The 22486-nt window shown below is 70.8% G+C and carries 20 protein-coding genes; 9 read left to right on the forward strand and 11 right to left on the reverse strand.

Going from position 1 to position 22486, the window contains the following annotated elements; all coding sequences use genetic code 11:
- Positions 1-101 precede the first annotated feature (101 nt).
- A complete protein-coding gene (locus tag AB0O28_RS01550; RefSeq protein WP_363635095.1) occupies positions 102-902 on the forward strand; it encodes a polysaccharide deacetylase family protein in 801 nt (266 codons plus the stop codon).
- Here the strand turns inward: AB0O28_RS01550 and AB0O28_RS01555 are convergent.
- The 7 genes from AB0O28_RS01555 to AB0O28_RS01585 form a co-directional block, all read right to left on the reverse strand.
- Positions 881-2119 carry an acyltransferase family protein gene (locus AB0O28_RS01555; protein ID WP_363635097.1) on the reverse strand — a complete coding sequence of 413 codons (1239 nt, stop codon included), beginning with the start codon at positions 2117-2119 and terminating at the stop codon, positions 881-883. The two genes, AB0O28_RS01550 and AB0O28_RS01555, sit on opposite strands and share 22 nt — an antisense overlap.
- A gap of 149 nt (positions 2120-2268) precedes the next feature.
- Entirely contained in the window at positions 2269-2925 is a 657-nt protein-coding gene (locus AB0O28_RS01560) for an NUDIX domain-containing protein (protein ID WP_363635099.1), read from the reverse strand.
- A 130-nt stretch (positions 2926-3055) separates the two neighbouring features.
- The gene (locus tag AB0O28_RS01565; RefSeq protein WP_363635101.1) at positions 3056-3643 is read right to left on the reverse strand and encodes a hypothetical protein; all 588 of its coding nucleotides are present in this window, start codon (positions 3641-3643) and stop codon (positions 3056-3058) included.
- A 270-nt stretch (positions 3644-3913) separates the two neighbouring features.
- The gene (locus AB0O28_RS01570; RefSeq protein WP_363635104.1) at positions 3914-5740 is read right to left on the reverse strand and encodes a DUF4434 domain-containing protein; all 1827 of its coding nucleotides are present in this window, start codon (positions 5738-5740) and stop codon (positions 3914-3916) included.
- Between the two features lie 150 nt (positions 5741-5890).
- Positions 5891-6979, reverse strand: a complete 1089-nt coding sequence (locus tag AB0O28_RS01575; protein WP_363635106.1) for a glycosyltransferase — start codon at positions 6977-6979, stop codon at positions 5891-5893.
- Positions 6980-6993: 14 nt separating this feature from the next.
- Positions 6994-8256 carry a nucleotide sugar dehydrogenase gene (locus AB0O28_RS01580; protein ID WP_363635108.1) on the reverse strand — a complete coding sequence of 421 codons (1263 nt, stop codon included), beginning with the start codon at positions 8254-8256 and terminating at the stop codon, positions 6994-6996.
- A gap of 110 nt (positions 8257-8366) precedes the next feature.
- The gene (locus tag AB0O28_RS01585) at positions 8367-10034 is read right to left on the reverse strand and encodes a glycosyltransferase family 4 protein (protein ID WP_363635110.1); all 1668 of its coding nucleotides are present in this window, start codon (positions 10032-10034) and stop codon (positions 8367-8369) included.
- A 62-nt stretch (positions 10035-10096) separates the two neighbouring features.
- On the opposite strand from AB0O28_RS01585, the gene wecB reads away from it, so the two are divergent.
- From wecB to AB0O28_RS01615, 6 genes are all read left to right on the forward strand, one after another.
- On the forward strand, positions 10097-11224 hold the full coding sequence (gene wecB / locus AB0O28_RS01590; protein ID WP_363635112.1) for a UDP-N-acetylglucosamine 2-epimerase (non-hydrolyzing): 1128 nt from the start codon (positions 10097-10099) through the stop codon (positions 11222-11224).
- Between the two features lie 81 nt (positions 11225-11305).
- A complete protein-coding gene (locus AB0O28_RS01595; protein ID WP_363635114.1) occupies positions 11306-13375 on the forward strand; it encodes a glycosyltransferase in 2070 nt (689 codons plus the stop codon).
- Between the two features lie 222 nt (positions 13376-13597).
- Positions 13598-14527 carry a type II CAAX endopeptidase family protein gene (locus AB0O28_RS01600; RefSeq protein ID WP_363635116.1) on the forward strand — a complete coding sequence of 310 codons (930 nt, stop codon included), beginning with the start codon at positions 13598-13600 and terminating at the stop codon, positions 14525-14527.
- A gap of 91 nt (positions 14528-14618) precedes the next feature.
- Entirely contained in the window at positions 14619-15938 is a 1320-nt protein-coding gene (locus AB0O28_RS01605) for a sensor domain-containing protein (protein WP_363635118.1), read from the forward strand.
- A complete protein-coding gene (locus AB0O28_RS01610) occupies positions 15926-16585 on the forward strand; it encodes a response regulator transcription factor (RefSeq protein ID WP_363635120.1) in 660 nt (219 codons plus the stop codon). Before AB0O28_RS01605 ends, AB0O28_RS01610 begins: the two co-directional genes overlap by 13 nt.
- Positions 16586-16706: 121 nt before the next feature.
- Entirely contained in the window at positions 16707-18227 is a 1521-nt protein-coding gene (locus AB0O28_RS01615) for an MDR family MFS transporter (RefSeq protein WP_363635122.1), read from the forward strand.
- Positions 18228-18293: 66 nt separating this feature from the next.
- Here AB0O28_RS01615 and AB0O28_RS01620 read toward each other — a convergent pair whose 3' ends face one another.
- A complete protein-coding gene (locus AB0O28_RS01620) occupies positions 18294-18803 on the reverse strand; it encodes a carboxymuconolactone decarboxylase family protein (RefSeq protein ID WP_363635124.1) in 510 nt (169 codons plus the stop codon).
- Positions 18804-18899: 96 nt separating this feature from the next.
- Entirely contained in the window at positions 18900-19586 is a 687-nt protein-coding gene (locus AB0O28_RS01625) for an MFS transporter (RefSeq protein WP_363636137.1), read from the reverse strand.
- Between AB0O28_RS01625 and AB0O28_RS01630 the strand changes: the two genes are divergently transcribed.
- Together AB0O28_RS01630 and sigJ are read left to right on the forward strand one after the other, a co-directional pair.
- Positions 19501-19677, forward strand: coding sequence for a hypothetical protein (locus AB0O28_RS01630; RefSeq protein WP_363635126.1), 177 nt, complete (start codon positions 19501-19503; stop codon positions 19675-19677). The genes AB0O28_RS01625 and AB0O28_RS01630 overlap by 86 nt on opposite strands.
- An 81-nt stretch (positions 19678-19758) precedes the next feature.
- Positions 19759-20646, forward strand: a complete 888-nt coding sequence (gene sigJ, locus AB0O28_RS01635; RefSeq protein WP_363635128.1) for an RNA polymerase sigma factor SigJ — start codon at positions 19759-19761, stop codon at positions 20644-20646.
- 52 nt (positions 20647-20698) lie between these two features.
- Here sigJ and AB0O28_RS01640 read toward each other — a convergent pair whose 3' ends face one another.
- Both AB0O28_RS01640 and AB0O28_RS01645 read right to left on the reverse strand, forming a co-directional pair.
- Positions 20699-22207 (reverse strand): SPFH domain-containing protein, encoded by a 1509-nt coding sequence (locus AB0O28_RS01640; protein WP_363635130.1) that lies wholly within the window; start codon positions 22205-22207, stop codon positions 20699-20701.
- A gap of 41 nt (positions 22208-22248) precedes the next feature.
- Positions 22249-22449 (reverse strand): hypothetical protein, encoded by a 201-nt coding sequence (locus AB0O28_RS01645; protein WP_285782462.1) that lies wholly within the window; start codon positions 22447-22449, stop codon positions 22249-22251.
- Between the last annotated feature and the right edge of the window lie 37 nt (positions 22450-22486).

Raw genomic sequence — 22486 nt, forward strand, 5'->3', positions numbered from 1 at the left:
CTTCTTTCAGGTACACCACTAATCCGCCGCAGAGCCCGGTTCACTTCGCAGTCGTCTTCGTCACCTGTCACATCGGGGGACAAGCACTAAGATCCACCGACATGTGGCGGAAAGTACAAATCGTGATGGCCGGTGCCTGCGCAGCCGGCGTGTGCGTCGTTCCCACCGCGGCCGGCTCCGCGACCGCCGCGACCTCCGGGGCAGCGGCCGTGACCGCGAAGGCCGCGGCCCCGGCCGGGGTGAAGACCGGAGTGCAGAAGACCGGGGTCAAGAAGAAGAACGTGCCCTACTGCGCCCGATACAAGTGCATCGCCCTCACGTTCGACGACGGCCCCTGGCCCTACACCCCCGAGCTGCTCGACACGCTGAAGAAGCACAAGGCCAAGGCCACGTTCTTTCTCCTCGGCCGGAAGGTGGCCAACCGGCCCGAGCTCACCCGGCGGATCTACGAGGAGGGGCACGACATCGGCAACCACACCTGGACCCACCCCTCGCTCACGAAGCTGTCCGACAGTGAGGTGCTCGAAGAGGTCTCCAGCACCTCCGACGTCATCTTCCAGATGATCGGCAAAAAGCCGGACTACATGCGCCCGCCGAACGGCGCGACCAACGCCAGGGTCTCGGGTCTCATGGCCGACCTGGGACTGCCGCAGATCCTGTGGACGGGGTCCACGCTCGACTGGCAGGCCCGGAACACCAAGGTGATCGCCCAGCGCACGCTGAAGCTCGCCAAGCGCGACGGTGTGATCCTGCTGCACGACATCGTTCCCGAGACCGTCAAGGCGATGCCCGGCGTGCTCACCGCGCTGGAGAAGGAGCACTACAAGTTCGTCACGCTCACGACCCTGCTGCAGGACCGCACCCTGCGCGGCGGCGAGATCTACCCGCCGCGCGGCAAGTAGCCGGTGCCGGGCGTCTCCGCGTACGGCGCCGGGGCCCGCAGCGGCGGGGACACCGGCGCGGACAGTTGCGGGGACACCGGTGCGGACACCACGGGCACGGCGGAGGCCGCCGCCGTCTCCGGCAGGGGGACGTGGGCGGAGTCGGCCGTGAGCGAGCGCTCCAGCGCCGCGCGCATCCGGGGTTGCAGGGGCCGCTCGACCAGGCGGTGCACGCCGTACGCGACCACGAGCGCGGCGGCCACGGCCAGCGGGAGCGTGACGCGGTTGCCCAGCACCGGGTGGAGCCACTGGATCAGCAGGAACCCGACGTGGTGGTGGAAGAGATACAGCGGATAGGTCAGCGCGCCGAGGAAGGTGAGCCACCGCCAGTCGATCCGGACGAACGCGCCGACCGCCACGAGGATCATCACCAGGAAGATCAGCGAGATCACGCCCACGACGAGCGCCGAGCCCAGCGCCTGGCCGTATCTCCGGACCGCCGGTGGCCCCTCGTTCAGCGCCGAGTAGAGCGCGAGGATCCAGCCCATGCCCACGAACAGCCAGGGGAACAGCGACCCGCCGAAGCGGTGGATGAGATAGAGGGCCATCCCCGCGATGAAGTACGGCGCGCTGAACGGGACGAGCACCGCCTGCAGCAGGTCGGCGTCCACCCGGTCGGCGATCGCCAGCAACAGCACCCATGCGCCCATGAACGCCAGGCACCGCCTGTAGGTGATCCCCACGGCCGCCAGGCAGGCGATGAGGGCGTAGAAGACCAGCTCCTGCCACAGCGTCCAGTAGACGATCTCCAGATCGCGTACGCGGAAGCCGTGCTGGAGCATCGTCATGTTGGCCAGCAGTTCGGTGAGGCTCGGCCGGTGGTCGGTGATCAGGCCTCCGACGGCCAGGCCGCCCAGCGCGAGCACGCTCGCCCAGTACGCGGGGAACAGCCGGGCGATCCGCGACGCCGCGAAGTGGCCGGGCGTGCGGCCCCAGGCGCTCATCAGGATCACGAATCCGCTGATCAGGAAGAACAGGCGCACGCCGTACACGCCGAACATGGTCACGGCGCTCAGCGCGGGGAAGGCGTTGGGCGTGCCCCAGGCACGCGTCTCGCCGAAGTGGAAGAGGACGACGCCGAGGGCCGCGCAGAACCGCAGAAGGTCGAGAACGCGCAGCCGGGACGGTCCGGGAGGAATGGCCGGCGCATCGGGGATGCGGGGGGCCGCAGCCAGCATAGGCCGGAATATATCCTGAAAGATCACTGTGAGTCGGAGCATTCGGTGGGCGAAACCCGTCGAGCCTCCGTATCCTCGCCCGGATGTCCGGCCGAGGCAGGCGGCGTCCCGCTCACCGGCCGGACCCGCCCCCCGCCGGGCGCCGCCGGTCAGGTGCGCAGCATGGGCGGATGCAACAGCACGGCGGGACCGCGGCGGTGGAGCATGGCCGGACGGCCACCGTCGCGGGTCGTCGTGCGCCCGGTGGGCACGAGGAAGCCCTCCGTCTTGGTGACCTTCCGGTGAAAGTTTCGCGGGTCGAGCGGCCGTCCCCAGACGATCTCGTAGACCCGGCGGAGCTCCGCGACGGTGAACTCGGGCGGGCAGAAGGCGGCGCCGAGCGAGGTGTATTCGAGCTTGCCCCTGGCCCGCTCCACGCCGTCGAGCATGATCCTGCGGTGGTCGAAGGCCATCTCGGTCAGCTCGGCCACCGGCTGCCAGCTCATGTGGGCCTCGGTCGACGCGGGCAGGTCCGGGGCGAGTCCCAGGTAGGCCACGCTGACAACCCGCTGGCGCGGATCGCGGTCCGGATATCCGTAGGTCTGGAGTTGCTCGAGGTGGACCGGCGCCCCGGGAAGGCCGGCCCGTTCGGCCAGCACGCGGGCCGCCGCGGCCGGAAGGTCCTCCTCCAGCTTGATGAAACCGCCGGAAAGCGCCCACCGGCCCTCGTACGGCGGCCGGTCGCGCCGCCAGACGAGGGCGCTGAGCTGCTGGGACCTGACGGTGAGCACGACCAGATCCACGCTGACCGGAATGCGCGGGATCATGTGCAGCACGCTACAGGACGCGGGCCGCGGTTCGGGCCGTCCTGAGTCGGCGGGGAGCCTCACCACCGCGTGCCCCCGGACGTCGCCCGGCCCGGCGCGTACGGGGCCGGGCGACACACCACCGGGAACGTCAGAGCGCCTGCGTGGGCTTGACGTAGGTCACCCGGAGGTTCAGGTAGGCCGCCACGCCGGCGTCATGGCCGCGTACGGCGAGCAGGTTGCAGCAGTCCAGGTCGGCCGCGGACACCACGACGTCGATCGCCCCGGCGGCGCAGGCGCCGCTCTTCACGCTCTGCACGAGGTGGCCGTTGAAGTAGACCTGCGCGTCGTTGTCCACCGTGCCCTGGATGCGCACCGCCTGCGCGTCCCGCGGCAGGTGCAGCCAGTGACGCGCGAGGATGTCGGTGTTGACCGCCCACGGGGTCTTGACGCTGGCCGCGTTGTTCCACGAACAGGTGCCGTTGGTGGTGCCGAAGCCCGCCTGTCCCGCCGGCCAGGCGCTGTCGTCGAATCCCCGCTCGGCGAAGCCCGGCACCTGCGTCGTGGCGGGCACCTGGCGGTAGGTCCAGCCCGTGCTGTTGTAGTCGAGCGCGGTGACGACGTAGGAACGCGCGTTCGCGGCCTGGGCGGCGGTGGCCGCCGGGGCGGCCAGGGCCATCGCCCCCACCAGCGTGCCCGCCGCGAGCCCTGCGGGCAGGAGGTGACGAAGTCGGTTCATGTGCGGTCTCCTTGTCGATCGTCGGATGCCCCGATGCGGCGGGCACCTCGGAACCGGCGTGGACGGGCCGGCCGTCGCTCCGCCTGCGGCGCGGGATCTGCCACGCGGCGGCGCAGGCAAAGAAGATCAGCGCGCGGGGCCGGCCGCGCGGGCGCCCCGCCGCGGCATTGTCCGTTCCTGGCGCGGACATTGCCGGGCCCAGACGGGACAGGGGAACCGGGACACGGGCCGGTACGGCCCGGCCCCTCCCGACGCTCGCGGGAAGGGTGGTCAGGCGGTGTTGTGGTAGTAGACCGCCTCGGCGGCCTTCCTGCCGTCGGTGGAGGTGACCTCCACCCGTATCCAGACGTCGCCGGGGACGGTGGCCCAGTCCACCGGGATCCAGATCATCTCCGTGCCCGTCGGCAGCCCCGTGATCGGCGTGGGGTCGTGCCAGCCGACCGTGGCCGAGTCGACGACCCGCGGGGTGTCCAGGCCCGGCCAGCTCAGCGTGACCTTGGCCGAGCCGAGGTGGTAGCCGCGGATCTCCAGGCCGTCCTGGATCTGCCGGGAGCGCCGCTGCGCCTCGATCGGAATCGGTCGGTCCCAGTCCGCCGCGATCTCCTCCGACAGCGACGGCGAGCCGCAGGTGAAGAAGTCGCTCCACATGTACGAGATGATCTTCGACACGTACGGCGCGGCGAGCGTCACCTGCGTGTCCAGCCTGGGCTTGTCCGTGCGCCCGCGGGTGCCCTGACGGCCGCATGCCTCGATCGAGGTGGACGGCTCGAAGGCCTCCACGTTGGCCCACAGCTCCACCTGGATGTTCTCCTGGGCCAGCTCCTGGCGGGCCAGGGACATCGCGCGGTAGTAGTCCCGTGTGGCGCCGTAGTAGGCCGTGGCGTACGTGCTCTCGCCGACGACCGGCTTGAGGCTGTCGTCCACCGGCTTGTTCTTCCAGTTGGGCCAGAACAGGCCGACCTTGCCCGTGCCCCGGCCGTCCTGCGGCGCGATGATCTCCACGCCGGTGCGTGCGAGGGCCTTGAAGCCCTCGGCCACCTGACCGGGCGTGGAGGTGTACTTCACCCGTCTGCGGCTGTCGATGTACGGGCTCACCAGGATCGGCTTGTCCGGCAGCACCTGTTCGACGATCAGGTGCTGCTCGGCGTACACCTGGAGCGTCTGGACCTTGCTCGGGTCGGGCCAGTCCCGCAGCTGCAGCTCGAACGGCTGGTAGACACCGCCCAGGGACTCGCGGCCGTTGAAGCGGTCGCCGTAGTCCTGCAGGATCCGCCGCGTCAGGGTGGTGAGCGTGCCGATGTGCCGGGGGTCGGCCCGGGTGGACTCCTCGGGGTCGCGCGGCGCGAGCGGCAGGGCCGGGAAGACCTTGATGCCGAACCGGTCGCCGAGGCCCAGCAGTTCGCTGAGGCTGTCCTCGGCGCCCGCCGAGACGAGGATCAGGTGAAAGCCGCGCCCCTCACGGGTGAAGTCGCAGGTGGGGTCGTCCGAGCCGTCCTCGGGCGCGAGGAGCCGGAAGAAGACGGCGTCCCCCACGACGACCTCGTGCTCCATCTGCGGGCAGCGGAAGATGCCATGGCCGAACCGCTCGTCGGTGCGGTAGACGTACGTCCGCGTGATGCGGTTGCCCGGGTTGGCCGCCTGAAGCTCCTTTTCCGCCGCCTTCAGGCAGGTGAGCCCGTTCTCGACGCAGCGGGCGTACCTGGCATCGGGCTTCGGGTTCTTCCCCTCGGGGGTCGACGCCTCCAGGACCTGCCCCGCGTCGTCGGTCTCGCGCGGCGACAGGCCGAAGCCGAGGCGCACGACCGTGTCTCCGCCGAGGCGGTGGATGGCCTCGAGCTGACTCCGCCAGGTGCAGGGGTCGGAGGTCGGGATCAGCCAGTAGCCGCTCACGGCGTACGGCGTGGTCGCGGCGGTCTCGAACGTTCCGCAGGGGTCGGTGAACTCGCTGTGCGTCGGCGACCCGATCCCGGGTGTCACGGGGGCGGTCTGCCCGGCGCTGGCGGTGCCGGAACCGGTGCTCCCGTCGCGGAGGACGATCACCACGGATGCGACACCGGCGAGAATCACCACGCCCAGGATCAGAGTGAGCCAGCGCACTTTCAGGACACTACCGCCCGTCGTTCAAATGATCTTGCTGCGCACAGACTACCCGCTTATCGCACTGCCCGACGGTCGTCACGAGCCGTCCCGAGCAGTGTTCACCGCGCGTTCAGACCCGTCCGTACGACCCGTGTGACGGGTGCGTCCTCAGCGCTTGACGCCCGCCCAGGTCTCCAACTGGTCGACGAACCGGCGTGCGGAGTTGGGCCAGTGGTGGTACGCCCGTGCGGCGGCGTAGCCGCGTCCGCCGGTCCCGTTCCGCTCGAAGGGGTTGTCCCTGAGCTGGAGCACCGCCCGCGCCACCGCCTGGGCGTCCCGCCAGGGGACGACCAGGCCGCACTGGTACCGCTCCACGAGCTCCACGGCCCGCGGCGAGGGAGTGGTGATGACCGGGATGCCGTGCGCCATGTACTCCACGATCTTCGTGGGCATCGAGTGGCGGTAGTTGGGCTCGTCGTGCAGCAGCGAGAGCCCGGCGAGCGCGCCGTCGAGCCGCTTGAGCGCCTCGTCGTTCGGCATGAAGTCGCGCCACTCCAGCACGCCCTGGGCGACGGCCTCGTTCAGCAGAGGGCGGCTCTGCGGGTCGGCGTAGCCGATGAGCTCCACCGCGACGCGGTGCGGCCGCAGCAGGCGGGCCACCTCGACGGCCTCCTGCACGCCCCGGGCCTCCGACAGCCAGCCGAGGTACACCACCCGGTCGTCGCCGGGCGGGCTGACGCTGTCGGGCACCCAGGTCTCGTTCGGCACCACGAGGTGCTGCTGTTTGAACCGCCCGGCGTACGCCGACTCGGCCAGCAGCAGGTGCAGCCGGCGCTCGGCGGTCCCTTCGAGGAGCCGGGCGAGGAACCGCGTCGGCGGGCGCAGGAACGCCGGCAGCCACGGCTTGAGCGACAACGTCGCGGGGGTGTCCTCGTGGACGTCCCACACGACCGGCGGTCGCCTGCGCACCCCGGCGACCGCGAACAGCAGCTCGGGGTCGTGGATGAGCGCCAGGTCGACCTTGCCGCGCATGCTCTTGAAGAGCTTGCGCGCCGCGCGCACCGCCGCCAGGCGGCGCCGCTCGGCGGCCCTGGGCAGGTCCACACCCGTCACCCACGAACGCGGCACGACCCCTCGGGCGGTGTACGGCGCGGCATACGTGACCTCATGACCGGCGTCGACGAGCGCGCGGATCTGCCGGTGCAGGATCCGGGCGTCCTCGGGGTGATGCACCACCGTCATGACGAGCACGTGCACGCGCGAAACCCTTCCTACAACCGCTCGACGCGATCACTCGTGGCCAGAACGCCGCGAGTGTCCAGCACGAGAGGGGCTCGCTCCTCCACGACGTCAAGGTCGAACACCGAGTGCTGCTGCAGCAGGACCACCACGTCGGCGGCGGCCACGGCCTCGCCCAGGTCCTCCTCGCGGGGGATCGCCCTGCCCTCGACCGACCACTCCTTGACGTACGGGTCGCAGAACGACAGCTCCGCGCCCAACTCCAAGAGCGCCTCCGCGACGGGGATCGCGGGCGTCTCCCGTTCATCGGCGATGTCCGGCTTGTACGTCACGCCGAGAAGCAGGACGCGCGAGCCGTTCACGGGCTTGCGGGCCCGGTTGAGCAGCCGCTGCACGCGGGCCACCACGTACGAGGGCATCCGCTCGTTGATCTCCTGGGCCAGCTCGACGAACCGGAAGGGATAGCCGAGCTTGCGGACCGTGTACGACAGGTACGAGGGGTCCACGGGGATGCAGTGCCCGCCGACGCCGGGGCCCGGCAGGAACTTCTGGAAGCCGAAGGGCTTGGTGGAAGCCGCCTCGATGGCCTCCCACAGGTTCACCCCGAGCTCGTCGCAGAAGATCGCCATCTCGTTGACGAGGGCGATGTTGACGTGCCGGTAGGTGTTCTCCAGCAGCTTGGCCATCTCCGCCTCGCGGGTGCCGCTGACCGGCACGACCCGCTCGACGAACTGGGCGTAGAAGGCGGCGGCCCGCTCCTTGCAGGCGGGGGTGTAGCCGCCGACGACCTTGGGGGTGTTGCGCAGGCCGAACTTGGGGTTGCCCGGGTCGATCCGCTCCGGCGAGAACGCCAGGTGGAAGTCCTCGCCGGCCGTCAGGCCGGACTGCTCCAGGATCGGCCGCGCCAGCTCGTCGGTGGTGCCGGGCCACGTGGTGGACTCCAGCACGACGAGCGTGCCCGCCTGAAGGTGCTGTGCGACGGTCCTGGTGGCGCCCTCGACGGCCGACAGGTCCGGACGGTGGTCCTCGTCCAGCGGCGTCGGGACGCAGATGACGATCGTGCGCGACCGCGACAGCACGGAGGCGTCCAGCGTGGCCGTGAAGCCGGCGGACAGCATCGCGTCGAGATCGGCGTCGGTCAGGTCGTCGATGTAGGAGCGGCCGGCGTTCAGGGCATCGACCTTGCGGGGGTCGACGTCCAGACCAGCCACCCGCAGGCCCGCCGCCGTGGCCTCCTTGGCCAGCGGCATGCCCACGTATCCCAGCCCGATGATCGTGAGATCGAAGGCTGTCACGACGAGGCCTTGGGGGGAACCTGGGGGCGGAAACAACACTTCATGGTCGCAAAGGTTATCTCAACTCGGAACCAAGCATGCCTGATGCAACACATCCGACTTTCTGCTGTTTATCGGCTTTCGGTCAACGACTGGTAGATCCCTCGGTAAGTGCGGGCCAGGCTGCTCCAGGTCCGGTGCGCGGCGACCTCGGCCTTACCGGCCTCGCCCATGGCGCGGCGGCGCTCCGGATCGTCGCGCAGCGCGGCCAGCGCCTTGGCGAGCTCCGCCGGGTCGCCGGGCGGCACCAGCAGGCCGGCTCCCTCGCCGCCGACGAGCTCCGACAGCGCGGGCAGGTCGCTCAGCACGACCGGCTTGCCTAGGGCCATCGCCTCGACCGGTTTCAGCGGCGTGACGAGGCGGCAGACGCGCAGGTCCTCACGCGGGCAGACGAAGATGTCGATGGCCGCCTGGGCCTGCAACGCCTCGTCCGGCCCCACCCGGCCGGGCAGGATCGCCTCCTTCAGGCCGAGCAGCTCGACCTGTTCGAGCAGCGCGGGCCGTTCGGCCCCGTCGCCGACCAGCAGGACCCGCACCGGCGTTCCGGCGTCACGCAGCAGCGCGGCGGCGTTCAGCAGCGTGGCGAAGCCCTCGTAGGCGACGATGCTCGACACCGAGCCCACAACGATCTCGTCCCGGCCGATCCCGAACTGGTCGCGGAACGTGTCTCCGTCGTAGTCCGCGGTCAGCAGGGAGTCGTCCACGGCGTTGGGCGCGAGGAAGATGCGCTCCCTGGGCACGCCGCGCTCCACGATCTCGGTGGCCATCGTCTCGGCCAGCGTGACGACCGCGTCGGCCTCGCGCATGATGTGCGCCTCGCGCTCACGCTGGAGTCTGTGCCGCTCGCTGCCGACCCTGGCCGGGTCCCGGGAGACCCAGGTCTCCTCCAGGAAGCCGCGCACCTCGTACACGAAGGGGGTGTTCGTCCGCTCGCGCACGGCGAGCGCGACCGAGCCGTTGCGGTGGTCGGTCGCCGCGTGCAGGACCTGCGGGCGGAGGGTCCTGACCAGCTCCGAGACGTCCGCGGCGCCCCGGATCATGCGCCCCTGGCTCTCGAACGGCATCTCGCCCTTGGGCAGCAGGCGGTAGTAGGGAATGCCGTCGATCTCCTCGAACGCCTCGGCGTCGGTGTGCCCCTGGAGCATGGGCCAGCCCCAGCTCGTCACGACGTGGGGGTCGAGCCCGGCCGCCTTCTGGGCGCTGACGATGCGGTGGGTGCGCACGGTGTAGCCGGCCTGCGTGTACGGCAGGGCGTTGGTGACCATGTGCAGCACCCGGCCGGGCACCCGCTCACCCATGATGATCTTCGGTTTGGGCGGGATCGGGGTGGGCCCGAGCGCGGCGAGCTCACCCTCGTAGTAGGCCATCCTCCGGCGGACGAACGGCCAGCGGCTCTGCGGCTGGAGCACCTTGACCGCGTCGGACATCCGGCCGGCCTCGAAGTGGGCCTTGGCGTCCCGCAGCGGGCCCTTGGCCGCACGCTGCAGGATCTTGCGGGTCCTGACCTTGACGAACCGGGCCGCGGGCCAGGCGACGCGGCCGACGACCGGGCGCACCCCGGGCGGCATCGCGTCGGCGGCGGCCTGGGCGACCCGCATGGGGTCGGACTTGACCTTGCTCACGAAGATCCGGGAGACGAGAACCGGGTTCTTCGCGAACCCCCGGAGGAAGCCGCCGAGGCCGGCCTTCGCGGACGCGGCGGACACGGCCTTTGTGGGCTTGTTGGCCTCGGTTTCCACGGCGCGACCGTACCATAGGCAACGTTTGTCCCAGGTCGGAGAAAAGGCGAAAGGCGAGGTAGATGAGAGACAACCCCCTCGTCCTGCACGTACTGGGCGCCCGGCCCAACTTCGTCAAGGCGGCCCCGGTCGTCAAGGGGTTGGCCGAGCTCGGGATCCGGCAGGGCATCATCCACACCGGCCAGCACTACGACGCGCTGATGTCGGATGTGTTCTTCGCCGACCTGGGGCTGCCCGAGCCGATCGCGAACCTCGGCGTCGGCAGCGGGACCCACGCCCGGCAGACGGCGGCCCTGCTCACGGGGCTGGAGGACGTGGTGCTCGAACACCGCCCGGCGCTCGTGGTGGTGTACGGCGACGTGAACTCGACGCTCGCGGCGATCCTCGTCTGCGCCAAGCTGCACGTGCCGACGGCGCACGTCGAGGCGGGCCTGCGCTCGTTCGACCGGGAGATGCCCGAGGAGGTCAACCGGGTCGTCACCGACGCGCTGTCGGACCTGCTGTTCGCCACCTCGCCCGAGGCGCTGTCGCACCTGGCCAACGAGGGTGTGGACCCGGCGAAGGTGCACCTCGTCGGCAACCCGATGATCGACAGCCTGTTCGCCGCGCTGCCGAAGCTCGACCCCGCCCCCGTACAGGAGCGGCTGGGGATCTCCGGGCGGTACGCCGTCGCCACGCTGCACCGGCCGGCGAACGTCGACGACCCGGAGGCGGCCCGCGAACTGGTGGACGCCGTGCTCGGAGTGGCCGATCAGGTGCCGGTCGTCGTCCCGCTCCACCCGCGCGGCCGGCAGCGGCTGGCGGAGGCCGGTCTCGTGGACCGGGAGAGCCTGAAGATCGTTGACCCGCTCGGCTACGTGGACTTCCTGTCCCTGGTGCGCGGCGCCGCCCTGGTGGTGACCGACTCGGGCGGCGTCCAGGAGGAGACGACCATGCTGGGCGTCCCCTGCCTCACCGTGCGGCCCAACACCGAGCGGCCGGTCACCGTGACCCACGGCACCAACCGGCTCGTCACCCCCGCCTCGTTGCCCGCCGCGGCGTCCAAGGCGCTGGCGGACGGCGCGGCGACGCCGAGCGGCGAGCTGCCGCCGCTGTGGGACGGCGCGGCCGGGCCGCGGATCGCCCGCGTCATCGAGGCCTGGCTCCGCGATGACAACCTCTCCCCCGCCGCCAAAGGCCGGGCGCGCTAGCGACCGGCGAGCGAAACCCCTATTCAGGCATAAAGGCGGCGCTGACCCCCGTACGATGACCCTTCCGTAAAGGGGAGAGGTATGGCTGAGACCGAAGAGACTCCTGAAGAGCCCCGCTTCCAGCGGCTGGGGCCGGTGAATTGGCTGCCCGAGGAGCGCAAGCACGTCGAGCAGTACGAGCAGCGGATCCGCGACCTGGAGAACCGGCTCGCCTACCAGGAGGCCCGCGCGGACTACGCCCTCTGGAGGCTGCAGGCCACCCAGACGCAGAAGCCCTACCGGGTCGCGCAGGTGCTGACGAACGCGGCGAAGCCCAAGAAGATCGTCCGGTTGCCGCGCGACCTCAGCAAGGCGATGAAGGACGGCAAGAAGGCGCCGAAGGCGCCGCCCTCCGCGATCGAGGTCGCCGCCGCCGCCGAGGCGCGGGGCCCCGAGGTCAAGATCCCGGGCCTCAAGTGGCCGGACGGCCCGATCGTACGGCCGGACCTGCGCGTCGCGGTGATCCTCGACGACTTCTCCCGCATGGCCTTCAAGTACGAGTGGGACCAGATCGAGTTCGGCCTGCAGGACTGGCGCGAGATCTTCGCCGAGAAGCGTCCCGAGATGCTGTTCTGCGAGTCGGCCTGGCACGGCAACCAGGGCCGCTGGCGCTACCAGATGACCGGGACCAACGCGCCCAAGCAGGAGCTGCGGGACCTGATCGCCTGGTGCCGCGAGGAGGGCATCCCCACGGTCTTCTGGAACAAGGAGGACCCGCCCAACTTCGACTTCTTCATCGACACGGCCAAGCTGTTCGACTACGTGTACACGTGCGACGGCGACATGATCCCGAAATATCGAGAGATGCTGGGTCATGACCGTGTCGGGGTGCTGCAGTTCGCCGCCCAGCCCCGGATCCACAACCCGATCCAGACCAAGCAGGGCCGGCCGTACGACGTGGTCTTCGCGGGGATGTACTTCCGCGACAAGCACCCCGAGCGGCGCGAGCAGATGGAGACGATCCTCGCGCCCGTACGCCCGCTCGGCCTGCACATCTACGCCAGGAACGCCTCCGTGGCCGACAAGTACGCCTGGCCCGAGGAGTACCGCCCCCACATCGTGGGCGAGCTGCCGTACGAGCAGATGCTGGCCGCGTACAAGATGTACAAGGTCTTCCTGAACGTGAACTCGGTGATCGACTCGCCGACCATGTGCGCGCGCCGGGTCTTCGAGCTGTCGGCCTGCTCGACCACGGTGCTGTCGGGGTGGTCGCGGGCCATCGAGGAGACCTTCGGCCCGCTCATCCCGGTCGCGCACTCCCAGGAGGAGGCGTACAACCGGGCCATCTACCTGATCAACAGCCCCGAGCTGCGGGCGCGCCAGGGCCACCTGGCGATGCGCGAGGTGTTCGACAAACACCTGTTCTCGCACCGGGTCGACCAGATCCTCGGCGACCTCGGCCTGCCGGTCGTCTCACGGTCGCGGTCGATCTCCGTGGTGCTGCCGACCAACCGGGCCGGCCAGCTCGAACACGCGATCAGCCAGGTGGCGCGGCAGCGGCACCGCAACCTGGAACTCGTGCTGGTCATGCACGGCCTGTCGGAGGACCCGGCGGTCGTCCGGGACAAGGCCCTCGCGGCGGGCATCCCGGCCGTGAAGGTGCTGACCGCCGATCCGTCCTGGACGCTCGGCGAGGTGCTCAACCACGGCATCGCCCACGCCGAGGGCGAGCTGATCTCGAAGATGGACGACGACAACATCTACGGCGAGCACTACCTGTCGGACCTGGTCCGCTCCTTCGACTACGCCGACGCCGAGATGGTCGGCAAGGGCGCGCACTACACGTACTTCCCCGACCAGGACGTCACGATCTTCCGCCTGCCGGGGCTGGAGCACCGCTACGCCCACCTCATCCAGGGGGCGACGATCCTGGCCAAGACCGACCTGCTGCGTGCCTTCCCGTTCGAGGCGGTCAACGCGGGCGAGGACACCCGGCTGGTACGGCGCTGCAAGGAGGAGGGCGTCCGGATCTACTCGGCCGACCGCTACAACTTCATCTACATGCGCGGCTCGGACGCCACCGCCCACACCTGGCAGGCGGCCGACTACAAGCTGACCCGCAACGCGCAGTTCTGCTTCGCCGGCAACCCCGAGGCGCACGTGCTCATCTGATCGTCGGGAGGAGGGCCGTTCAGGGCACGTGGCGGCCCTGAACGGCCGCCTCCGGCCTGCTCCGCACCCTCTCCCGGTCTCCGGGCCGACGCCCTGACCTGGTCGTTCCCTCCGTGGTACCCCTGGCTATACCTCCATTGGGCAGCACGCGGGAGCGACCGGGAGGGCCCGCGGCTGGTGTGCTGATCACTGTCAGTCGAGCACTCCACGGGAGACAGTGAAATGGCAGTCGACAGCCGGCCGGAGGCCGGAAACCACACGAGCGAGACCGGGATCCGGGGCTTCATCCGCCGCCGCCCGCTGGTCGGCTTCTTCGCCCTGGCCAACCTCATGAGCTGGGCGGCCTGGTTACCCTACGTCCTGTCGAACAACGGCCTGGGGGTCTGGGACTTCGACTTCCCCTCGCTGCTCGGTACGACCCAGTTCGCCGGCGTCCTCCCCGGCGCCTACCTCGGCCCCATCTTCGCCGCGTACATCGTGACCAGGGTCGCCGACGGCAGGGAAGGCGTCCGCCGGTGGGTCGGGCGGATGACCAAGTGGCGGGTCGGCTGGGTCTGGTATCTCGTGGCCGCCCTGGGCGTCCCCGCCGCCATCATGGTCACCGGTCTCGCGCTCTCCGGCGACGACCTCCGCATGCCGCCCGTCGCCGCGCTGGTCGCCTACGTGCCCAGCCTGCTGCTCCAGATGGTCACCACCGGGCTGGCCGAGGAGCCCGGCTGGCGTGACTTCGCCCTGCCCCGTATGCAGCGCAGGTTCGGCCCGCTGGGCGCCACCGTCATCCTCGGTCCGCTGTGGGGCGTCTGGCATCTGCCGCTGTTCCTGAGCCAGTGGGGCGGGTGGCCGGACGTCACCTGGATGAGGGTCGGCGAGTTCATCGCCTTCGCCTCCGTCTTCAGCGTGGTCGTCACCTGGGTGTTCAACCGGACCGGCCAGAGCCTGCCGCTGGTCATGCTGCTGCACGTCAGCGTCAACAACTTCATGTCGATCGTCTACTCGGGCATGTTCCCGTCGATCGACACCCCCGAGGCCGCGAGTCATGTCACCCTGCTCGCGGCCACCACGGCGGCGGTCCTGGTGCTCCTCGCGACCCGCGGCCGCCTCGGATACCGTCCGGCCGGGGAACCCGCGCCTGAACTCACTCCGCAGCGCTGAACCGTCGCGCCGAACCATCGCGCCGGAAGCCCGGACCCAGGCACATAGGCCGCGAAAAGACCCTAAGCTCCTTGGCCCGAGGGGGTGCACGATGGCGGCGCGCCAGCGGAAGCCGGCCGACACCCGGCGAGACGACCGGCAGGACGGCGGGCAAGACGACCGGCACGACGGCCCGCGAGACGGCCGGAGGGGCGTCGCCGCACGCGCCCGTGGCCTCTTCGACGCCTTCGAACACCTCGTCGGCGGTCTCGGCACCGCGCTGCTGGCGCTCGCCGGTCTGCTGTGGCTCGTCCTGGTCGCGCTCACCTGCGTGATCGGTCTGGGCCTGCTCCTGGCGCCCACCGTGCCGCGTGTCGTGCGGTCCGTCGCCGAGCGGGAGCGCGGCCGGTTGTCCCGCTGGGGGCCGGAGATCCCCGATCTGGGACCCGCGCCGGCCGGCGTACGCGCCGCCCTCGCCGATCCGGCCGTACGGCGGGAGCTGTGCTGGCTCCTCGTGCACGCCACGCTCGGCCTGTTCCTCGGCCTGGCGGCGTTGACCCTGGTGATGGACGCCGTGCAGGACATCACGTACCCGCTGTGGTGGCGGGCGCTGCCCGTGGAGGATCCCGCCCCGACCCTGGTGTTCTGGGACGTGCGCGACGACGCCGACGCCTGGGCGGTCGCGCTCCTCGGCGTGGGGCTGGCCGTCTGCTTCCTGGTCCTCGGAAGCGGGATGGCCCGGTTGCAGGCGTGGCCGGGACGCCGGCTCCTGGCGCCCACCGCCGACATGGACCTGTCCCTGCGCATCGCGCAGCTGTCGGCCACCCGTGCGGCGGCGCTGGACGCCCACGCCGTCGAGTTGCGGCGGATCGAACGCTCCCTGCACGACGGGGCGCAGAACCGGCTGGTCGCCGTCACCGTGCTGCTCGGGGCGGCCCGCCGCGCGCTGGCGCAGAACCGGCCGGGCGCCGACGACATGCTCGAACGCGCCCAGGAGACCGCCGAGCAGGCGCTGGCCGAGCTTCGTACGGTCGTCCGCAGCATCCTGCCGCCCGTGCTGGCCGACCGGGGGCTCGCCGACGCGCTCGCCGGGCTCGCGGCGAACTGCGGGGTGCCCTGCCGGGTCGACGTCGACGCGCCCGGCAGATGCGCCGCCTCCATCGAGGCCACCGCCTACTTCGTGAGCGCCGAGGCGCTCACGAACATCTCCAGGCACAGCCGGGCCCGGCACGCCACGGTGACCGTACGGCGGGAAAGCGGCCGGTTGTCCCTGCGGATCGAGGACGACGGCGTCGGCGGCGCGGACGAACGGCACGGCTCCGGGCTCACCGGCATGCGCAGCCGGATCGAGGCGCACGACGGGCGTCTCACCCTGACCAGCCCACCTGGTGGGCCGACCACCCTCGACGTGGAGTTGCCGTGCGGATCGTGATAGCCGAGGACGACCCGTTGCTGCGTGAAGGGGTCGCGCTGCTGCTGCGCGCGGAGTCGCTGGACGTGGTGGCCACGACCGACTCGCCGGACACCTTCCTGGCGGCCGTCGACGCCCACCGGCCCGACGTGGCCATCGTCGACGTCCGGATGCCGCCGACCCACACCACCGAGGGCATCGAAGCGGCCGTGGAGGCCAGGCGCCGTCGGCCCGGCCTGGCGGTGCTCGTGCTGTCCGCCTATGTCGAGCAGGCGTTCGCCACCGAACTGCTCGCCGCCGGAACCGACCGGCTCGGATATCTGCTCAAGGAGAGAGTCGGCCGCGTCGGCGAGTTCCTCGACGCCCTGCACCGGGTGGCCGCCGGAGGCACGGCCATCGACCCCGAGGTCGTCGCCCAACTGCTGACGCGCACCCGCTCCGACAGCGGGCTGGAACGGCTGACCGCCCGGGAACGCGACGTGCTCGCCCTGATGGCCGAGGGGCTGGGCAACACCGCCATCTCCGAACGGCTCTTCGTCAGCGAAGGCGCGGTCCACAAGCACATCCGCAGCATCTTCGCCAAACTCGACCTGGCGCCCACCGACCGGGCGGACCGGAGGGTCACGGCCGTCCTGCGCTACCTGGAGGAGACCCAGCGCCGCGGCTGACGTCGTATCGGCGACGAGGAATGCTGGGCGGTTTGCGATAGTTGGCCTGTTCCGGGGCCTTCCCGCTTCAGGCGGGCGGGTCCCGCGTACGTGCACGAACGCGTTCAGGGGAGCCTTCCACGTGACCACGACGACGACATCGAAGGGCATCGGCCTACGGTCGGAGCGCGGTCCCGTGCTCGCCGCCATCATGCTCTGCACCGCTCTGGTGGCGCTGGACAGCACGATCATCGCCACCGCGGTGCCGTCCGTCGTCACCGACCTCGGCGGGTTCTCCCAGTTCCCCTGGCTGTTTTCGATCTACCTGCTCACGCAGGCCGTGACCGTCCCCATCTACGGCAAGCTCGCCGACGTCTTCGGGCGCAAGCCGGTGATGTTCTTCGGCATCGCGGCGTTCCTGCTCGGGTCGGTGCTGTGCGGAGTGGCCTGGAGCATGCCGGCGCTGATCGCCTTCCGCGCGATCCAGGGCATCGGGGCCGGGGCGGTGCAGCCGATCAGCATGACGATGGCCGGCGACCTCTACACCGTCGAGGAGCGGGCCCGCGTCCAGGGCTACCTCGCCAGTGTGTGGGGCATGTCGGCCGTCGTCGGCCCGACGCTCGGCGGTGTGTTCTCCGAATACGTCTCCTGGCGCTGGATCTTCTTCATCAACCTGCCGCTCGGCGCGGTGGCCGCCTGGATGCTCGCCCGGCGCTTCAAGGAGCAGGTGAAGCGGGGCTCGCACCGGATCGACTACACCGGCGCCGTGCTGCTCACCGGCGGATCCTCGCTGCTCATCCTCGGCCTGCTGGAGGGCGGCGTCGCCTGGGACTGGAACTCGGCGCCCAGCCTGCTGATCTTCGCGGCGGGGCTGCTCCTGATCGTCGCCTTCGTGCTCGTGGAGCGCCGCGCGGCCGAGCCGGTGCTGCCGCTGTGGGTGTTCCGCCGCCGCACGCTGACCGGCGGCAACCTGACCTCGCTCGGCATCGGCGCCCTCACCATCGGGCTCACCTCGTACGTCCCGACGTACGCGCAGGGGGTGCTGGGCACCGGCGCGCTGGTGGCGGGCTTCGCCCTGGCCGCGCTCACCGTCGGCTGGCCTCTCGCGGCGACGTTCTCCGGCCGTTTCTACATGCGCATCGGATTCCGCGACACCGCGCTGATCGGCGTCGTCGTGGTGGTGGCCGGCACCGTGCTGTGCGCGCTGCTCGGGCAGAACGCGATGATCTGGCAGGTCGCCGTCGCCTGTTTCGTCGTCGGCGTCGGCCTCGGGCTGTCGGCCAGCCCCACGATGGTCGCCGTGCAGTCGGTCGTCGGCTGGGAACGCCGCGGCGTGGTCACCGCGACGAACATGTTCTGCCGTTCGATCGGCAGCACGGTCGGCGCCGCCGTGCTCGGCGCCATCTCCAACGCGACGCTGTCGGACCGCTTCGCCCACCCGCCCGCCGACGTCGCGGGACGCCTGCCGGGCAGCCTCGACGCCACGAGCCTGGTGTTGAAGGCCCAGGGCGCGCAGGCCCATACGGCCACCGCGTCCTTCGTCCGGGGCGCGTTGTACGACGCCGTCCACCACATCTTCATCGCGCTCGTCGTGGTGGCCGTGCTCAGCGTCGCCGCGCTGCTGCTCATGCCCCGCCGTACGACCGAGCTGACGTTCGACTGACCGGGGTTCCCTGCCCGCTCGGGGCGGAGGCACGGTCGCCGTGCCCCCACCCCGAGCGCCTTGGCGCTAGCGCCTCCACTGCTCCGCCGGTGACAGTCCGGGGAGCGGCTTGCCGATGAGGGCCAGGGGGATGAAGAAGCAGACCTGGCCGATCGCCATGATGAGCGTGGCCAGCGCCCTGTCGTCGTAGTGCTCACGCGCCTGGGCGTACAGCTCGTCGGAGACGCGCTCCCCGGCCGGGTTCGCGGTGAGGACGGCCTCCACCAGTGCCAGCGCGGCACGTTCGGCTCCGGTGAAGTAGGGGGCGTCCCTCCATGACGCCACTGCGGTGATGCGCTCCTCCGTCTCCCCGGCCTTGCGGAGGTTCCCTGTGTGCAGGACGGTCAGGTAGGTGTTGCCGACGATCTGCCCGGCGCGCAGGTGCAGCAGGCTGATGGTGGCCGCCGGGACCGAACCGTTCCCCGTGGCCTTGAACAGGATTCCTCCGATGTCCTTCAGCTCCGGGATGAGCTCGGCGGGGTTGGGCAGACGCGACTGGGAGGCATCCTGCTGGGCGGTCGCGGGTGTGGTCGACATCGTGGGGTCTTCCCTTCTGGTTTTCGTCGTGGTCACCGCTCTGACGGGTCGCAGGCGGTGAAGGTGACCGGCGATGGTGATCGGTTTCAGGACGCCTCAGAGTGCGCGGCGACGCCGTCTCGGCGAATCGCGCAGGAGGAGGGCGGCGGCGACGACGGCGGCCAGGTAGAACACCCCCGCGCCGAGCATTCCGGTGGTGTAGCCGCTGGTGAGCGCCTCGCGCACGGCCATGCCCCGCGGCGCGTCCGCGGTCGCGGTCACGGCGACGCCGGCCAGGACGGCCAGTCCCAGGGCGCCGCCGATCTGCTGGCTTGTGTTGACGAGCCCGGAGGCGATGCCCGAGTCCTGCGGCGCGATCCCCCGTACGCCTCCGATGGTGGCGGCGACGAAGCCGATGCCCAGGCCGACGCCGCCGACGAGCTGGGCGGGCAGCAGCACGAGAAACGCGTTCTGGTCCGGGACGAGCAGGCTGAACCAGCCCATCGCCGCGGCGGCCACCACCATGCCGATCGTCAGGACGTTCCGGGTCGAGGTGCGCGCCTGCAGCGTTGGGCCGATGGCACCGGAGCCCAGGCCGATCCCGATCGCGAACGGCAGGTAGGCCAGCCCGGTGATCATGGGCGAGTAGTGCTCGATCGCTTGCATGTAGAGGGTGAGGAAATAGAAGGTGGCCAGCTGCCCCGCGCCCATGAGCAGCATGACCAGGATGGCGCCGGACCTGCCGCGGTCGGCCAGAACCCTGGCCGGCAGCATCGGGGCGCGGGCGCCGCGCTGGATGAGCAGGAAGGCGATGAGCAGCGCGACGGCGACCGCGCCGAAGGTCAGGGTGATCCCGTCGCCGACGCCGTGGGATCCGGCGCGGTTGATCGTGTGACGAAGGTGACCGGCGGAGGTGGGTCACCTTCGTCGGGCGTGTTCCGTCAGCGGTACGAAATACGCGAGGAGAGGAACGCCCGTGAAGCCCCATGACCTTCTGGCCGTCGAGTTCGAGGGCCATCGCCCCCATCTGAGGGCCGTCGCCTACCGCATGCTCGGCTCACTGACGGAGGCAGAGGACGCCGTCCAGGAGGCATGGCTACGGCTGGCCCGCTCGGACGCCGACGACATCGACAACCTCGCCGGCTGGCTGACCACGGTGGTCGGCCGCGTGTGCCTGGACATGCTCCGGGCCAGAAAGACGCGGCGTGAGGAGCCGTTGCAAGCCCGTCTCCCGGATCCGATGATCAGCCGCGGGAACGCCGCCGATCCGGAGCAGCACGCGCTGCTGGCCGATTCCGTGGGGCTCGCACTACTGGTGGTGCTGGAGTCCCTCACCCCCGCGGAACGGCTGGCCTTCGTGCTGCACGACATGTTCGGCCTGCCGTTCGACCAGATCGCGCCCATCGTGGACCGCACACCGGCGGCGGCCAAGAAGCTGGCCAGCCGGGCGCGTCAGCGGGTCCGCGGCGCCGCCCCGAGCCCCGACCCGGATCCGGCCGGTCAGCGTCGGATGGTGGACGCCTTCCTGACCGCCGCGCGCGGCGGTGACTTCGACGCGCTGCTGACCGTCCTCGACCCCGACGTGGTGCTGCGAGCCGACGGCGGCGTGCTCACCGGCGGCATGCAGATCATCCGTGGTGCCGGGGCGGTGGCCGATCGGCTCGCCACCTTCCAGCGCATGGCCACCGCCGCCGTCACGCACCCTGCCTTGGTCAACGGAGCCGCGGGCCTGGTCAACACCATCGGCGACCGGCCGATCTCCATCATGAGCTTCACCGTCTCCGAGGGCAGGATCGCCGCGATCGACATCCTGTCCGACCCCGACCGGCTGGCCCGGCTCGACCTCACCCCCGTGGAGTCGTGACACCCGATACGTTCGTCCCCGTCCGGAGAGACGGGGACGAACGCACGCACCGTCAGGAGGCGCCGTCGACGGCGTTCTTCGCGACGGGCTCGGCCGGCGGAACCGCACCGTTGACACTCGGCGCGGCCGGGGTGCCCCCGGCGAGCAGGGAGCGCGCCAGGCCCAGCCCGGTGCCGCCCAGCGTCAGCGCCTTGGCCAGCATCTCCTCGATGCCCTGGGCGCCGTTGAGCACGACCATGTGGTCGACGTTGCCGAATGCCTTCGAGCCGGCCTCGACGATCTGCGGCCAGTTCTCGGCGAGCTGCTGGGCGATGACGGCTTCCTGGTTCTCGCGCAGCGCCTCGGAACGGGCCCTGATCGCCTCGGCCTCGGCCAGACCCTTGGCCTTGGCCGCCTCCGCCTCCGCGAGACCCTTGGCCTTGGCCGCCTCGGCCTCCGCGAGACCCCGCGCCTTGGCCGCCTCGGCCTCGCCCAAACCGGTCGCCTTGGTCGCCGCCGCGGCGGCCTCACCGCGCACCCGCACCGACTCGGCGTCGGCCGCCGCCGCCTGCTTCACCTGGGACGCCTGGGCGGCGGCGCGCAGCTCGGTCTCCCTGGCCTCCGCCTCGGCCTGGGCGATGCGCGCGTCGCGCTCGGCCTGGGACAGCGTGACGGTCTCGTACGCCTTGGCGTCGGCGGGCTTGCGCACCTGCGACTGGAGCCGCTGCTCGGCGAGCTGGGCCTCCAGCTCCGCGGCCCTCGTCTCCTGGACGACGACCTCCTGACGCGCGGTGGCCTCCGACAGCGGGCCGGCCTGGCGCGCCTTGGCCGCCGCCTGGTCCACCTCCGCCTGGTAGCCGGCCTGCTGGATCTGCGACTCGCGGATGGCGGAGGCCTTCTTGGCGGCCGCGACCTGCTCGGCCTCGGTGGCCTCCTGGTCGCGCTGCGCCTCGGCGATGCGCGCGGCGGCGGCGATCTTCGCGGCGTGCGGCTTGCCGAGGTTCGTGATGTAGCCGGTCTCGTCCTCGATCTCCTGGATCTGCAGCGAGTCGACCACCAGTCCGAGCTTGCTCATCTCGTCGGCCGCGGAGCTGCGGGTCTCGCTGGTGAGCCGCTCACGGTTGAGGATGAGGTCCTCGACGGTCAGGTTGCCGATGATCGAGCGCAGGTGACCGGTGAACAGCTCGTGGATGGCGCCGTTCATCGAGTCCTGCTGGTCGAGGAATCGCCGCGCGGCGTTCGCGATGCTGGTGAAGTCGTCGCCCACCTTGTAGATGATCACGCCGCGCACCTGGACCGGGATGCCCTGCTGGGTCACGCAGTTGACCTGCAGGTTGGTGGCCCGGCTGTCGAGGCGCAGCCGCCGGGCGGTCTGGAAACCGGGCAGCACCGCCGTGCCCTTGCCGGTCACGATCTTGAAGCCGAGGCTGTCGGCCAGCTCGTTCTTGGTGTGCGCGCCAAGGCCCGAGATGATGAGCGCCTCGTTGGGCTCGGCCACGCGCCAGATGGCCTTGAACAGGAGGATGAGGACGATGACGGCGACGATGGCCACACCGCCCACGACCACGATCTCCGTTGGCATGGGAGCCTCCGTGTAATGGGGGGAAGGGAGGAGGGAGCGAGTCAGACGACCGCGCGAGCGACGTAGACGGTGCGCGGGGGCGAGTACTCCACGACGACGACGATGGACCCCACCAGGATCTCCTCGTCCGGAATGCTCGGATAGGCGTAGAACGCCTCAACACCCCCGCGGATGGGCACCATCACCTCGCCGACGAGGCCGGGGCCGATCCTGCCCGTGACCCTGCCCTGTCTGCCGACCACCCGCGTCACCCCGTCGTTTCCACCGCTCCTGGCTGCA

The organism is Microbispora sp. NPDC088329, from assembly GCF_040685655.1.
Classification (GTDB): domain Bacteria; phylum Actinomycetota; class Actinomycetes; order Streptosporangiales; family Streptosporangiaceae; genus Microbispora.

Bases quoted from the DNA above. Each gene is read 5' to 3' on its own strand.
- AB0O28_RS01620 (WP_363635124.1), bottom strand. From the start codon at position 18,803: ATGTCGACCACACCCGCGACCGCCCAGCAGGATGCCTCCCAGTCGCGT.
- AB0O28_RS01640 (WP_363635130.1), bottom strand. From the start codon at position 22,207: ATGCCAACGGAGATCGTGGTCGTGGGCGGTGTGGCCATCGTCGCCGTC.
- AB0O28_RS01600 (WP_363635116.1), top strand. From the start codon at position 13,598: ATGGCAGTCGACAGCCGGCCGGAGGCCGGAAACCACACGAGCGAGACC.
- AB0O28_RS01555 (WP_363635097.1), bottom strand. From the start codon at position 2,119: ATGCTGGCTGCGGCCCCCCGCATCCCCGATGCGCCGGCCATTCCTCCC.
- wecB (WP_363635112.1), top strand. From the start codon at position 10,097: ATGAGAGACAACCCCCTCGTCCTGCACGTACTGGGCGCCCGGCCCAAC.
- AB0O28_RS01550 (WP_363635095.1), top strand. From the start codon at position 102: ATGTGGCGGAAAGTACAAATCGTGATGGCCGGTGCCTGCGCAGCCGGC.
- AB0O28_RS01560 (WP_363635099.1), bottom strand. From the start codon at position 2,925: ATGATCCCGCGCATTCCGGTCAGCGTGGATCTGGTCGTGCTCACCGTC.
- AB0O28_RS01630 (WP_363635126.1), top strand. From the start codon at position 19,501: ATGACCAGGATGGCGCCGGACCTGCCGCGGTCGGCCAGAACCCTGGCC.
- AB0O28_RS01595 (WP_363635114.1), top strand. From the start codon at position 11,306: ATGGCTGAGACCGAAGAGACTCCTGAAGAGCCCCGCTTCCAGCGGCTG.
- AB0O28_RS01605 (WP_363635118.1), top strand. From the start codon at position 14,619: ATGGCGGCGCGCCAGCGGAAGCCGGCCGACACCCGGCGAGACGACCGG.
- AB0O28_RS01565 (WP_363635101.1), bottom strand. From the start codon at position 3,643: ATGAACCGACTTCGTCACCTCCTGCCCGCAGGGCTCGCGGCGGGCACG.